The organism is Candidatus Methylospira mobilis (genome assembly GCF_009498235.1).
GTDB lineage: Bacteria > Pseudomonadota > Gammaproteobacteria > Methylococcales > Methylococcaceae > Methylospira > Methylospira mobilis.
Map to the genome: position 1 here is coordinate 1,480,454 of NZ_CP044205.1, position 12,865 is coordinate 1,493,318.

A 12,865-nucleotide genomic window follows, 5' to 3' on the forward strand; every position below is an offset into this window, starting at 1 on the left:
GCATGACCATAAAACAAGAGCAGTCCAAAACCACCAGCTATATCCGTATGTCCAGCCTAATTACAATCGTGCCGCTGGTACCGTCCACCATCTGGCGGCTCGTAAAAAAAGGCACTTTTCCGCAGCCGGTCAAACTGACCGAAAACTGCACAGCATGGAAACTGGAAGACGTGCAAGCATGGCTAGACGCTAAAGCCGATGCATCGAGGAGCGCGTCATGATGCCGCTCCAACGCTTGACACCACCCTCATTCGGAGAGCAAACTTTCCCCGTTGCCCCGGACGTATCCGGGGCCGGGTTTAGCAGCCTGAAATGTATTGGCGCTACAGCGCCATTCCGTATGGAATACGGCGTTTTTTTACGCCCGCAATCCATCCATTATGGCGGGGTGCCGTGGGACATCCGCGAGGGTGTGCCGGTTCCAATACACCGGTCTGCTAACCCATTACACCCCGTCACCCAATCGTTTAGCAGCGATCGTGACGGTTCTAAATCTTAGTATTGGAGCCACTCATGACCACCCAAACCATGGGCAAAATCCGCCCAGAATCTACCCTTAGCGTCAGTCAAGCTGATGAGCTGCGCTCGCGCGTACTGGACGTATACGTCCATATGGACAACCTCACCGCACTGGCCGCCGACTTTGCGCAGGATTATTCCCATCAAACCGGCTTGGGCGGTATCTGCGCCCACCTGACCGCCGCCAGCGGCCACCTGGAACACGCCAAACGCGAAAGTTTTGCCTTGTGGACTGCCGCTATAGAGGCCGCTGATCTAGGAGGACGTAGCCGTGCTTAATCCCAACAATCAAGCGCCTGACTTTCGGGCTACTACTGCTTATCCCTTTTACCCATGCAACGCTGAGGGTAACCACCTATTCCAGGTGCGCGCCGGCGTGTCTGCCGTAGATGCGCTGCAGGAAGCGTCCAACCTCTTGGACGCCGCCAAAGCCTCCGCCTTCGAAATCGCAACGAACCGCGTCGAAGATGTTGCCCGTAACACCTGGACGTTGGCCTACCTGCTCGAAATGGCAAAGGCTGTTGTTGATGCAGCAATCACGAATATGGAGCGGGAAGCACGTCAATGAGCGCGAACGGAGAAAATAACAGCTATACAAAACAATGGCTAACGGAAAAATACGGGGCTCTTTTGACTATGGATAATCTTGCCGAGGTACTCCATCGCAAGATAGGAGGGCTGCGATTCACCCTGCGAAATCCCACGGCGGAATTAACACAAAAACTGGCCCCAGGCCTAATAACAATAGGCCGACGCAAATCGTACCGGGTCGATGTCATTGCGGCGCTAATTGATCAGGTTGATTACCCGGCCACGAGCACGGAGCAGGAGCCGCGCCGATGAAGACCATCATCAAATACAAGCGCACCGTCAAGAATCCGTGGCAACGGCTTCCCTTTGTAAGTTCAAATCCACGCGCCAAGGCACCAAACTGGAACGTACCCGCGAAAGGCGGCTATTTCGGCGGTTTTAAAACGGGTCAGTTTATGGCAGTGGCATTACTCAAATATCAGCGACAAGATGATGATGCCGGTTTTCTTGAAAAAGTTGTCGAATCCTTTATGCGGCGCTACGAGATGGAAGGCGGAAGCGCCATGCTTGATAAGCCTCCATCTGAATGGAGCGAAGGCTTTAAGGCGCTTAGGGGGCAGTATTACGGCTTCTTCAGCTATCTGGGTAAATGGCTGCATTACGCATCTACGGATGGGGACAATCTCGACAACACCAGCGAAAAAGATATCGAGACCGGTGCCAATGCCGGGCTGGCCTACAACGAAAAAGCTGTTATGGCTGCGATTTGTTCCGGCAAGTTCCAGGAGGAGGACGAATGAGCGCCAAAATCCACCGAATCCAGCCAGACCTACCACCGCCGCAAAAAAAAAGGAAACAGAAAGCCGAAAAACACGCCCTCTATGTGGAGGAAAAAGGCGTTATCTGCAAGATCGGCGAGAAAAGCTCGTTTCCGCTCTGCAATTTTTCGGCACACATTATCGAAGAAGTGATACACGATAACGGCGAGGAAAAGACGCTGACCAGCGCAATAGAGGGCAAGTTGTCCAACGGCCAGACACTGCCGCGTATCGAAGTTGGTGCCGGCAGCTTCGCCGGCATGGCCTGGGTATACTCGCAATGGGGAACCATGGTCAGTATTAAGGCCGGTAATGCATCGAAAGATCATTTGCGCGCGGCCATACAAGCGCTGTCCGGAGAATATCCACGGCGCACGGTTTACGGCCACACCGGTTGGCGGGAAATCGACGGCCAGTGGTTGTACCTGCATACGGGCGGCGCGATCGACGCAGACGGCAACCGTACCGATGTCGAAGTAAACCCCGGCGCCGGTAATATGCAGCACTACCGGCTACCCGATCCGCCACAAGGGGAAGCGCTGAAAGCGGCGGTACGCGCCAGCCTGTCGTTGTTCGGTATTGCTCCGCACAAGCCGGAAATAGGTGCGTTGTTGCTGGCCACCATCTACCGCGCGCCAACGGCCACCGCCGCGTTGATCGACCATACCGCCATGCTGTTCGGCATATCTGGCACGCGCAAGAGCGAGGCCACCGCCATGGCGCTGGCCCATTTCGGCCAAGGCTTCGATTCACGGCATTTTCCGGCCGCCTGGGTAGATTCGGCAGGCGTGCTTGAAGTCAAGGCGCATGCGGCCAAGGACGCGCTTTTTGTTGTGGATGACTTCAACCCGCAAGGCGGCAAAGGCGACATCGATAAAATACACGCCATAGCCGACAAACTGATCAGGGGCGCGGGCAATCAGGCCGGGCGTGGCCGCCTGCAGTCCGACCTGAAGCAACGCGCGGCCTATCATCCACGCGGCCTGGTGCTGATGAGCGGCGAGGACATCCCGCGCGGGCAATCCTGCAGGGCGCGTATCACTATCGCCAGCATCAGCCGCGATGTGACCGACAAAACCGGAAAGGCGACATCGACAGCGACCGCCTTACAGTGCTACAAGAGCACGCCAGAGCCGGAACACTGGCCGCAGCCATGTCTGGGTATCTACAATGGTTAGCACCTCAAATGAACGCCCTCAAGCAATCCTTGCCGGAAGTCATCCGCACCGGGCGGGATAAGGCAATTCATGCGGGTCTGAAGGGTCACACCCGCGCACCGTCCGACTTCGCCAGCCTGAAGGCCGGTCTGGCGCTGTTTACGGATTTTGCCCGGCAATGCGGGGCAATCACTCGGGCCGAAGCGGAACAGTTCTTGTCAGAAACCAGCGCCGCATTGTGGCGCTTGATCGAGGAGCAGGACGAACACCAGGCCAGCCAGGACGAAGTAACCCGGTTTCTGGCGCTGCTGTCTTCGGCGCTGTCTTCCGGACGTTGTCATGTCATCGACCTCGAAGGCGGCGAGAAAGGCATACCAAGCGGCAACATGTCCTACGTGCGCAATTTCGGCTGGATTCAGGACGCGCGCGGAGACTATGAGCCGCAAGGCATGCTGATCGGCTGGATGGACAAGAACGAGGACACCTTATACCTGGATGGCGACGCCGCGCACGCGGTAGTGGTTAAGTACGCCGGCGACCAAGGCGGCAACTTTAGTCTTGGGCAGCGTACCTTGATACTACGCATTTATGAGCGCGGCTTGTTAACCAGGGTCACCAAGGACAAAGAAAAGATTGTATACAGCGTCCAAAAACCATTGACCGGCAGCAACAAACGCCGCTATGCCTTGCGCCTTTCTGCGCTGATTGACGCTGGGTAAAAACACCCCATAAAAAGCCCTGAAACCCATGCCGGGCGGGGCTTTTCGCCCGATTTAGAAAAAAAGTATAGGGGGGGATATGTAAAATAGGTGAAGTAGATGGGATATTGAGCTTATCTTATTGTTATATTGGTGTTTATATATCCCACCTAGCTAAAATTTAGGTGGGATATATCCCATTTAGGTGGGATTTGCTTAGGATTCCATGACCGCCAGAAACTTAGGTGGGATAATCCCACCTATTTTTTGGCTTAGGTGGGATTTAAGAATCCAGCAACGGCGCGGCTTACAGCGGTTTTTAATGGTCAAATCCCACCTAATTCACCTAATTTCACATCCCCCCCTCAAAACTTTTCGCTGTTTTAGCTGAAGGCCGCGCCAGCCGTGGGATACAGCCCTATTTTATGGCGTAAAAAAACGCACTTTTTCAGCGTGTGTAAAAATTAGGTGGGATTTGGTACAGGCAAGCCTAAAAAGACGGTTTTACAGGAGTGGGCGGGGTTGTCATCAGGCGGTGGGGCTTGGCGATCCACTGCCGGCGCACAGAACGGCCTCGTGTTCGAGGTGCGTGACGCGATGCTTCGCAGTCGCTTCATGTGGGCAGCCGCCCACATACCGGAATCGGCTACGCCGGCGCTTTTTATTACTCTTGCCTAATAATGTTTGGCTAATAATTTATCCAACTCACCGGCGCTGGTCTGCTAAACAGCGGTTGTTCGGCGCTTTCGTTTTGTGTTTTGATTGACAGCAATAGGAAATCGCGCAACAGTTGCAGAAACTCGCAAAGTTTTCTACTTACCATGCAACACCGCACCTCACTCATGAGCAATACACCTTGGCCGCTATCGATGACGTGATTTTGCGTGGTAAGTGGCTGGATCTGGATGCACTATGTCGAAAAGCACCGTAATGACGGAGTAGAGAAGGACAATTTCATGAATGATGAACTCGTTGATGTTGACACGGCAAGGACGGCAGAGGCCTTCATGAGGCGGATCAATGACCGGTATGCCGTCAGTCAAGCTATTCTGTTTGGCAGTAGAGCAAGACATACGCATAGCCCGGACAGCGATGCGGACATTGCCGTTGTCCTTCGTGGCGATCACGGAAAACGCTCGACCGTGGCAATGGACATGGCGGGTATCGCATTTGAGGTACTGCTGGATACCGGCTTGCTTGTCGAAGCGTTGCCGCTGTGGGAGGACGAGCTGGCGCACCCCGAGCATTTCAGTAATCCGGCCCTGATCGAGAATATCCGGAAGGAGGGAATCAGGCTATGAGTATGACTGCCGACACGTACATGAGCAAGGCTGACCGTGCCGCTAAATCGGCGCGCACACTGCTTGATGTCGGCGATATAGATGGCGCGTGCGACCGTGCGTACTACGCCATGTTCAACGCCGCGCGCGCCGCACTGATCGCATCCGGCGCAACGATTTCTGATTCCGCAACAAAAACGCACCGAGGGTTAATAGGCGCATTCGGTTTACACCTGGTTAAGACGAATCTCATTGCTGCCGACCTTGGAGGTGCAATCAACAAGGTTGAACGCTTGCGCCTTCTTGCAGACTATACGGGCGACCCGATCTCACTTGAGGAGGCAGCGTGGGCGGTAGTGCAAGCTACTTCGTTTGTGGCGACATTAAGGCAAACGTTTATGCCAGAAAATGACGCGATGATCTAACCATGTGCCGCCCATACCTGTTCCATAGACGCATACCATGCACGATGTCCTGCCCGTAATGCTCTGGCATCAGCCAACGCATGATGAGGCGGCCATTTCTGTGTAAAAGTTCGATTCAGGGCATGCCCGAACACAGGGTCGTTGAATATTGAACTATCCAGTAGCAACTTCTCGCCCATGTTAACTGGTGGGGTTTTTTGCCCACCACAAAGTAAGGCCTCGTTGAGCAATAACCAATCGCCTTCAAAATCGCAAACAATAGTAGCTGGCTCAGATAGCGCCGCAAACCAGGTATGTAAGCGCTTGGTGAGTGTGGTCTGGTTACAGGCAGCGCCAGGTACTCGACCCAGCAACGGCAAGACGGTTGTTCGAACGAATTTGTTGCAAGCATCGCGCGAATAATCCGTGCGCTCTGCATAAAACTCATGTCCATCCTCGGTCACCAACGCGATGCTTATCAACGCCGGTGAGTTGAAGTCGGTAAATTCCGTATCAATGAAGATCCGCATGTTTTCTCTTGAGAGCGATAAGCCTACTACATGCGTAGATCATAGCTGCTTTGCTTCTTTGAAAAAACGTTGATTGAAAAGTTTTCCGGCGTGACACTGAAAGCACCCTGTTAACGACATTCTTTGAAAGCGAAATGATCCTGTTTCTTGACTTCGACGGCGTACTGCACCCAGAGTATGACGGTCAGCCGACACCAGCCGACCGACAGTTTTGCCACTTGGAGCGCTTCGAGGCGGTGATGCGTGACTTTCCACATGTGGAAATAGTCATCAGTTCGATGTGGCGCTATGAATTTACGCTCGACCAGCTACGCGCGCAGTTTTCACCGGACATCGCAGCACGTATCATCGACATGACGCCGCAGACAGAACGCATTGACGGAAAATATTTGCCGGCTCGCCGTGAGGGTGAGATTCTTGACTGGATCACGGCAGCAGGCCGCGAAGACGCGCCGTGGGTTGCGCTGGATGATGCAGACTGGCAGTTCCAGAAGCATCGCGACCGGCTGGTAACCTGTACCTGGTATATCGGACTGGACGATACCACTGCCGAAACCCTGCGGACAGCATTGCGTAACGAAGGACACATGACATGATTTTATTTCTGGACTTCGATGGCGTGCTGCACCCTGAACCGTTTGAGCGCATGTTTTGTCACCTTGAGCGTTTTGAGGCGGTCATGCGTGACTTTCCTGCCGTGGAAATTGTTATTAGTTCGATGTGGCGGTATCAGTTCGGTTTGGAGGCGCTCCGTGCGCGATTCTCCAAGGACATCGTGGCCAGAATCATCGACACCACGCTTTTACCTGAACATAGCGGAGCTGACACGCTCACCCGCGAGCGGGAAATCCTAAATTGGCTGATTGCTCACAGGCGAATGGATGAGTCGTGGCTTGCCGTCGACGACGCCGATTGGGAGTTTCAATGGCACCGTGACCAGCTTATTGCCTGTGCTTCACACGTAGGATTTGACGATAAAGCAGCAGAAGCGTTACGGGGAAAAATGGAAACCACTTTGACCAGGTAGCCGGGCGTTAGCCCATCCGGTATGCGGGCGGCTGCCCGCATAAAGCGACTGCGAAGCATCGCGCAACGCCTCTCGACATTGATGCTGTTCGAGCGCCGGATACGGATCGCCAAGCGCCACCGCCTAATCCTGGAACACATCACCCTCTAATCAACCGTTTTTTTCTCCCCGGTTTCCCGACCGGGGAGAAAGTCAAACCTAATCCTTTTTCGAACCTGAAAACTTGCCGCCGATCCTTCCTAAGCGCCCTGAACCTCCCTGTTTTTTCATCGCCGATTCCATTCGCCCAAACTTGGCCATAACCAGACCCTGAATTTTGTTTTCCTTTTCGTTTTCTCCGAGACCTCCCATTTGGCCCTCTACCCACCGCATCACATTTTCAGGCAGCGCCGTAATAATCGAGAAAACGCTATGCTCGGCCATCGCCAGCAGGACACCACCCAGCAGGATAGTAGCCAATCCCTGGACCAGTGCGCTGACGCCCAAGCCAAGAAGACCCGCTACAGCAGGGGCGGCGATTGCGCCGAGATTAGCGTTACTCGTCACGCCACTGGTGAACACCTGAAATCCCGTCCCGATGAATTTGCCCACCGGTTGAATGAGCAAAAACGAAATAAAGAATCCGGTCGTCATCAGCGCGGGACGGAGCAGAATATTCATCAACAGCATATAGCCACGTCGGGCTGACTGGCCGACAAACCCGTCACCCTCCGGCAGCGTGTGCGCAATCGCCCATACCGGTGCGGCAAACACGGCTTCCATGATCAGCAGTAGCCAGCCAATGAACGCCATACTCCAAATAATGAACGGCACTGCCGGCAAGTAGACCGTCAGCACCAACCCGATAAAAAACGCAGCCGATATTAAGTCCTGGGCTGTGTCCTTTACGAAATCGGCCGCCCCTACCGCGAATTCTGCAGGTGCTTTAGCCAGCACGCCGAAACCAAGCAGCCCCCATAACGATTTGCTAGCGCCATCCGCCGCACCGGAAGCCGCGCGGATCGATCCGTACAGGGCGGCACCGGATAAACCGGCCAGTTCAGCGCCGGTCATTAATTGCTGTCCTCGTGTCTGGAGATTCTGGATCGGATCCCCTTCGGACAGATCGGCCACAATATTTGCGCCGGCATTGGCGGCGATAGCTGCCGGAAACAATTGAGCCAGCCAACCGGTTGAAAACTTTTCATTCGCCGAAGCAATGCCGACCGAGCCGGATGTCGTGGTAACGTTGGAAACTGTTGCCAGATATTTTTTGAGTTGCCGCATTGGAACCTCTAAATCATCGCCGGCATGCGAGCCAATGATTTCATAGTCCGGTTTTGCTCCCACGCGAGGCTGGGCTGTCGCGACTTTGGACACGGCTGCGTTAAAATAAGCGAACGTCCAATACCAGCTACCCAAGCTGGCCCACCCTTGGTCCTGTGCGACCTTTGCAAACTGCGTAATAGCGGAGTTTTCGTCTGGCTGTTGCGCCTGAACCCAGGAAACCAAAGCGCTTTGCACTGTGTTTCGATAGCTGTTCATCGCGCTGATCATGGAATTAGTGTCGGGGTCTTGGTTCGCGCCGTACTTCCAATGACTGGTGATGGCGTCGGCGGCGGTTTGCAGATTGGGCAGCATGTCCTTAATTGCCTTGACGCGCGCCTGACAAACCGGGTCGTCTTTGCCGAGTGAGCACGGCACTTCAAAATAACCCATGCTCGGGGATGGGATTGATGGATCGGGCGAATTGAGGCTGAGCAGAAAGGATTGCCCATTAGGTGTAGCGACGGCATTCAGTCCCTTAACGCTGGGCATGTCCTGCATGACGTTGAAATAGGTTTGTATCGTCAGTTGTTCGAGCAGGTTGCCGGCAACGTCGTTGACATTATCCGGCAAGGCCGGGGAACTGATCTGGCCGCCGTTGGCCGTAATTTGATTAGTCACCTGGATATTCACGAAGTCGGCAAAGCCAATGCTGAGGAAAACGCACTTCAGGATAATTGCCTGCAACAAGCTGGCCTGACACCAGGGCAGCGGCATCAGGAGCGCCACCCCTCCGACCAGGCGTAGCGGAGACCATAGGGTAGAGCGTTTGCCCAGCGCTTCTCCTTGGTGCGCCGTATCAATCGTACCGGCCACAGCGGTATAAAAAACCATGATGCCGGCAACAGCCAGCCCCACGCCATTAAAAGCGAACATGATTGTCAGCAGCACCCCACCGGCACCGGTTGGGTTGCTGCCGGTTAATATGCCATCCCATCCAGCGCCGATCACGGAATTGATAGCGTTGACTGACACATCCGCAGCAGGGACAAAACTTAAGTCAGGATTCATTACTGTAGACCTCGTAAACTGATGGGGATGTATTGGCGCTTGCGCAAACAGGCGATTTGCCAGAATCTAACGCTGATGAACGAAAGTAATGCCGGCACTGTGACGGCGCACTCAACCCATGTCCAAAACTGATTCCATTCCACCGCCGACCAGACAATGATGGTTGTTGCGAACAGGGAACCCATGACTTCGGCAATCCACAACATGATACGGTCGTCGATGTCGGTCTCATCAACGCCCCATGTGGTTAAGCACCACCGAAAATCACGGCCTGGTTTTGATACACCGTCTTCACGTTCGCCGTGCCGGATTTGCCGCCACACCTGACCGGTATATTCGGCAATTTCATCGACCGTAACGGCTATCAGTTTCAAATATTTACCCGCACGGAATAGCGGCGAGAGAGGATAAATAAAAATAAAATATAATCCCTTCCCGCCGACCCACAGAAATCCACGGCCCACCCGCCGTATCAATCCGTTATTTTGCTTAAATGACGCCATAGCACGCTCCCGCTCTATTTTTGCGACATAAACCCAAGAAATTCAGGTGCGGTAATCTGGTGTATTTTGTACCCGATCAAGCCCACCGGAATGCCGATGATAAACTCCACCAAAAACATAAGCGGTATCAGCATTATTACAACAACGACCCAAAACAAAGCCTTGCCGAAAAATACGAATAGTTGTCTAACGATATCGTCTATTTGTTCGCGTTTTATATTAATATATGACATTGTATCCACCTACTTAAAGTTGATTTTGTGGTAGCTTTGATATTATTTCTTTTTCTGTGGCGGGATGGCCTCAATAATTCTTGATGCCAATGACTCATAGTTGACCTCGAATGTTTTTTGTATGGATATCACATTATTGTTAATAAGAAAAACCATGAATGCCGCAGCGATAAATGAACTGGATAAACATGCAAGTATTAACAGTAGTACTTGTTTGTTATTATTGTTTAAGCTTTCTTTTGCTGCTTCTATTTGTTTTGCTGCATCGTTCGTTGATTCTTTTAATATAGCGAGTTCACGTTGTAGCGAATCGCGCACAACCTCAGTAATCACCTGTTTAACATTTACCTTTTGGTCGTCGGCCCAGACATCCGCTCTCGCCTTGGCTTCCTCGCCAGCTAGTTCCGCGCGTGCTACAGCTACTTTCTCGGCTAATTCAACATTGCGCGATGCAATTTCTTCTGCCATCTTGATTTGCTCGGTGGCTGAGTTAGCCGCCGCATCAGCGCTCTTTTTCTGGAATTCTTCGCTCTTATAGAAGATTTCTTTGTGCACCCTCTCAAGATCGTTATAAACCTCGGATAGTTGATCAATGGATATGTGTATTTTATCAGCCTGCTTTTCCACATTTGCCGCGAAACGATCCAGCATACCTGCAAGATCAATTTTTTGTCCATCAAATATCATCCGGTTTAAATGTACGATGACAAAGGCCGGATCATCCGGGTCAATAGCTATACCGGTTTTTGAGAATATTTCGCCGGCCAGTTTTTTGTTGATGTCGATATCCATCAGAATGCAATGGCGTCGAGTTGTGTATACACGTCTTTAACAACGGTGCTAATACGTTGTTTTTCCATTATTGTGAAATCTGTTGATTCCATGATCTCAAGAACGGTAAGCCTTTTTGTATTCATTTTTTTTATATCGTCGCCATAAGTTTGACGATTACGTTCATGAAGTGTGATTAAACCGTGTAGCCGGTCTTCGTTTCGTATGTAGATTTTTGTATCCGTGAATTCCTTGCCTTCGGTAGTGGCCGTCTTACCGAAATATTCATTTAGCCAGATAATAATTGGCGCATTATCAATACCGTTGGCGATGGATTCAAATCCATTAGCTGTATCGATAAGAACATCGCCGCCACCTATAACGGTATGGATATAAACAGTCTTTCCATTTTCTTGTAAAAAATCAACAACGTTGTTTTCGACCATGTAAGCTAACAAAGGTGAGAATGTGTTAGCGCCATTATCAATCACATAGGTTCCATCTTCCGTCAAAATATTTTCGATAAGCGAGTCAAACCGTTTGGCGTCAACCGTACGTGAATAGTCCATTACCGGAATGTGTTGAGCATTTAATGACTTGTAATGCGCAAAAGTGGTGTTTTCCTGGTCGGTGTCGTATGCTTTAAGATCGGCTTGTTTGCTTGCGAAATATTGAGAAAGCAGAACAGCGATAAACGATTTACCTATGCCGCCTTTTCCTTGTAGAATAAAATGAACTGTGTTTTGCATATTCATAACTCCTTATTGAATGTTAACTAATCTAAAATACCGTCTCTTGGTGTTGGGTTATGCACGAACTTCTTGGGCTTTGATGTTGTACCGAGTCTTGGTCTGGCACCATCCGTTTGCTTTGCGTGCTTGTTATCGCTTTCGTGATAGGTCAGACCACCTGACATGTCCGTTGTGGCTTTAACTTTTTCGCACTCACCCTTGTCTCGCCGCTCCTTTCTTATCCGGTAAACCGCCTTCTCGAAGGATTTCATATTCATTCGGATTCCTTGATTATTCACATGCGCGAGTATTACCGACCTACTTACGCCCGCATGTATTGCCATTTCTATTGCTTCAAAAACATCTCTCAGTTTTGACGTTTCCGACTTGCCTTTGCTACCCCTGGCTAGTTCTATCAGTTCGTCCGCGAGTGTAGTCATATATATTGTTGCGTTTTTTGGAAACTCATTTATATTTGTATTAAATTGATTTGATGTCAATAGGCCTAATTCGAGTTTATGCGAGTTTATGCGAGAGTTTAAAAAAATATTTCCTGTTTATGTCCTGCGTATGTGAAGACGCGTCCTACTTATGTCGTATTTATGTCTTGTGTGTGGGGTAACGCGTCTTGTTTATGTCCTGTTCATGTCCTGCGCATGGAGTATCTTAATTTTCACGCTTTAACACACAGGCACGTCGCATATGTTTACGGGCTACGCCCCTAAACATATGCTTTGTGCCAAAGGGTGCCCCTTTGGAACCCCGGCGCGGTGCGCCGAACTGCACTGGGTGCGCAGTTTTATTACTGGCCTTGTTTTATCCGAGTTACTTACAACGATGACCGAAAAAGCAAAAAAGAAAAGAACGGAAAAGCCTACAACTGCCAAACTTACCCGCTTGGTAAGCTTCCGTTTGGCCGAGTCCGATCACGCTGCCTACCTGCAAAAAGTTGAAGCGTCCGGCAGGAAACCGTCCGCCTTTTTCCGCGAATGCGTTTTAACCAACAAAACGCAGGTAATCGCCCGACATAAAGCCAGCGTCGAAAAGGAAAGACTTATTTTTATTTTCAACAAAACAAGTAATAACCTCAATCAATTGGCGTACCGTGCCAACGCCGAATACCGTGCCGGTATTATTTCCGGTTCAACCTATACCCGCATTCTTGATGCGCTGGAAACACTCGCGCACGAAATGAAGGACGTTATACGAAATGCTGATTAGAGTAGGTGGCGGTAACGACGGCATAGCCGAATATCTGAGAGACGGACAAAAGCAGGGTCGTCAATATACGCGTGATGAATTAGACGAGCGTGTTATACTCGACGGCGATCTGGAACTAACCGACAC

19 protein-coding genes are annotated in these 12,865 nt (G+C 51.3%); 12 read left to right on the forward strand and 7 right to left on the reverse strand.

Annotation, left to right across the window (positions count from 1 at the left end; genetic code table 11):
* Positions 1-2 precede the first annotated feature (2 nt).
* From F6R98_RS06505 to F6R98_RS06545, 9 genes are all read left to right on the forward strand, one after another.
* Positions 3-221 carry a helix-turn-helix transcriptional regulator gene (locus F6R98_RS06505; RefSeq protein ID WP_153248296.1) on the forward strand — a complete coding sequence of 73 codons (219 nt, stop codon included), beginning with the start codon at positions 3-5 and terminating at the stop codon, positions 219-221.
* Between the two features lie 292 nt (positions 222-513).
* Positions 514-798: a hypothetical protein gene (locus tag F6R98_RS06510; RefSeq protein WP_153248297.1), complete on the forward strand. Its 285-nt coding sequence runs from the start codon at positions 514-516 to the stop codon at positions 796-798.
* Positions 791-1,087: a DUF3077 domain-containing protein gene (locus F6R98_RS06515; RefSeq protein WP_153248298.1), complete on the forward strand. Its 297-nt coding sequence runs from the start codon at positions 791-793 to the stop codon at positions 1,085-1,087. The genes F6R98_RS06510 and F6R98_RS06515 overlap by 8 nt, the downstream gene beginning before the upstream one ends.
* Entirely contained in the window at positions 1,084-1,362 is a 279-nt protein-coding gene (locus tag F6R98_RS06520) for a DNA-binding protein (RefSeq protein ID WP_153248299.1), read from the forward strand. Before F6R98_RS06515 ends, F6R98_RS06520 begins: the two co-directional genes overlap by 4 nt.
* Complete coding sequence (locus F6R98_RS06525) at positions 1,359-1,850, forward strand: hypothetical protein (protein ID WP_153248300.1); 492 nt, start codon at positions 1,359-1,361, stop codon at positions 1,848-1,850. Before F6R98_RS06520 ends, F6R98_RS06525 begins: the two co-directional genes overlap by 4 nt.
* Positions 1,847-3,046, forward strand: coding sequence for a hypothetical protein (locus F6R98_RS06530; RefSeq protein WP_153248301.1), 1,200 nt, complete (start codon positions 1,847-1,849; stop codon positions 3,044-3,046). Before F6R98_RS06525 ends, F6R98_RS06530 begins: the two co-directional genes overlap by 4 nt.
* An 8-nt stretch (positions 3,047-3,054) precedes the next feature.
* Positions 3,055-3,744, forward strand: coding sequence for a hypothetical protein (locus F6R98_RS06535; protein ID WP_153248302.1), 690 nt, complete (start codon positions 3,055-3,057; stop codon positions 3,742-3,744).
* 935 nt (positions 3,745-4,679) lie between these two features.
* Complete coding sequence (locus F6R98_RS06540; RefSeq protein WP_228125130.1) at positions 4,680-5,024, forward strand: nucleotidyltransferase family protein; 345 nt, start codon at positions 4,680-4,682, stop codon at positions 5,022-5,024.
* A complete protein-coding gene (locus F6R98_RS06545; protein WP_228125131.1) occupies positions 5,021-5,428 on the forward strand; it encodes a HEPN domain-containing protein in 408 nt (135 codons plus the stop codon). Before F6R98_RS06540 ends, F6R98_RS06545 begins: the two co-directional genes overlap by 4 nt.
* On the opposite strand, the gene F6R98_RS06550 is transcribed toward F6R98_RS06545, so the two are convergent.
* Positions 5,425-5,937, reverse strand: coding sequence for a 3'-5' exoribonuclease (locus F6R98_RS06550; RefSeq protein ID WP_153248303.1), 513 nt, complete (start codon positions 5,935-5,937; stop codon positions 5,425-5,427). The two genes, F6R98_RS06545 and F6R98_RS06550, sit on opposite strands and share 4 nt — an antisense overlap.
* Positions 5,938-6,071: 134 nt before the next feature.
* Between F6R98_RS06550 and F6R98_RS06555 the strand changes: the two genes are divergently transcribed.
* Complete coding sequence (locus F6R98_RS06555; RefSeq protein ID WP_153248304.1) at positions 6,072-6,533, forward strand: HAD domain-containing protein; 462 nt, start codon at positions 6,072-6,074, stop codon at positions 6,531-6,533.
* Complete coding sequence (locus tag F6R98_RS06560; RefSeq protein ID WP_153248305.1) at positions 6,530-6,964, forward strand: HAD domain-containing protein; 435 nt, start codon at positions 6,530-6,532, stop codon at positions 6,962-6,964. Before F6R98_RS06555 ends, F6R98_RS06560 begins: the two co-directional genes overlap by 4 nt.
* 198 nt (positions 6,965-7,162) lie before the next feature.
* Here F6R98_RS06560 and F6R98_RS06565 read toward each other — a convergent pair whose 3' ends face one another.
* From F6R98_RS06565 to F6R98_RS06590, 6 genes are read right to left on the reverse strand one after another with little or no spacing between them, the layout of a single operon-like run.
* The gene (locus F6R98_RS06565; RefSeq protein ID WP_153248306.1) at positions 7,163-9,280 is read right to left on the reverse strand and encodes a DotA/TraY family protein; all 2,118 of its coding nucleotides are present in this window, start codon (positions 9,278-9,280) and stop codon (positions 7,163-7,165) included.
* Complete coding sequence (locus F6R98_RS06570; protein WP_153248307.1) at positions 9,280-9,783, reverse strand: hypothetical protein; 504 nt, start codon at positions 9,781-9,783, stop codon at positions 9,280-9,282. The genes F6R98_RS06565 and F6R98_RS06570 overlap by 1 nt, the downstream gene beginning before the upstream one ends.
* Before the next feature lie 14 nt (positions 9,784-9,797).
* Complete coding sequence (locus tag F6R98_RS06575; RefSeq protein WP_153248308.1) at positions 9,798-10,016, reverse strand: hypothetical protein; 219 nt, start codon at positions 10,014-10,016, stop codon at positions 9,798-9,800.
* Between the two features lie 42 nt (positions 10,017-10,058).
* Positions 10,059-10,808 (reverse strand): hypothetical protein, encoded by a 750-nt coding sequence (locus F6R98_RS06580; RefSeq protein ID WP_153248309.1) that lies wholly within the window; start codon positions 10,806-10,808, stop codon positions 10,059-10,061.
* Positions 10,808-11,536, reverse strand: a complete 729-nt coding sequence (locus F6R98_RS06585) for a nucleotide-binding protein (protein ID WP_153248310.1) — start codon at positions 11,534-11,536, stop codon at positions 10,808-10,810. Before F6R98_RS06585 ends, F6R98_RS06580 begins: the two co-directional genes overlap by 1 nt.
* Positions 11,537-11,562: 26 nt before the next feature.
* A complete protein-coding gene (locus F6R98_RS06590; RefSeq protein ID WP_153248311.1) occupies positions 11,563-11,796 on the reverse strand; it encodes a hypothetical protein in 234 nt (77 codons plus the stop codon).
* Positions 11,797-12,220: 424 nt separating this feature from the next.
* Between F6R98_RS06590 and F6R98_RS06595 the strand changes: the two genes are divergently transcribed.
* Positions 12,221-12,739, forward strand: a complete 519-nt coding sequence (locus tag F6R98_RS06595) for a plasmid mobilization protein (RefSeq protein WP_228125132.1) — start codon at positions 12,221-12,223, stop codon at positions 12,737-12,739.
* Positions 12,740-12,865 lie beyond the last annotated feature (126 nt).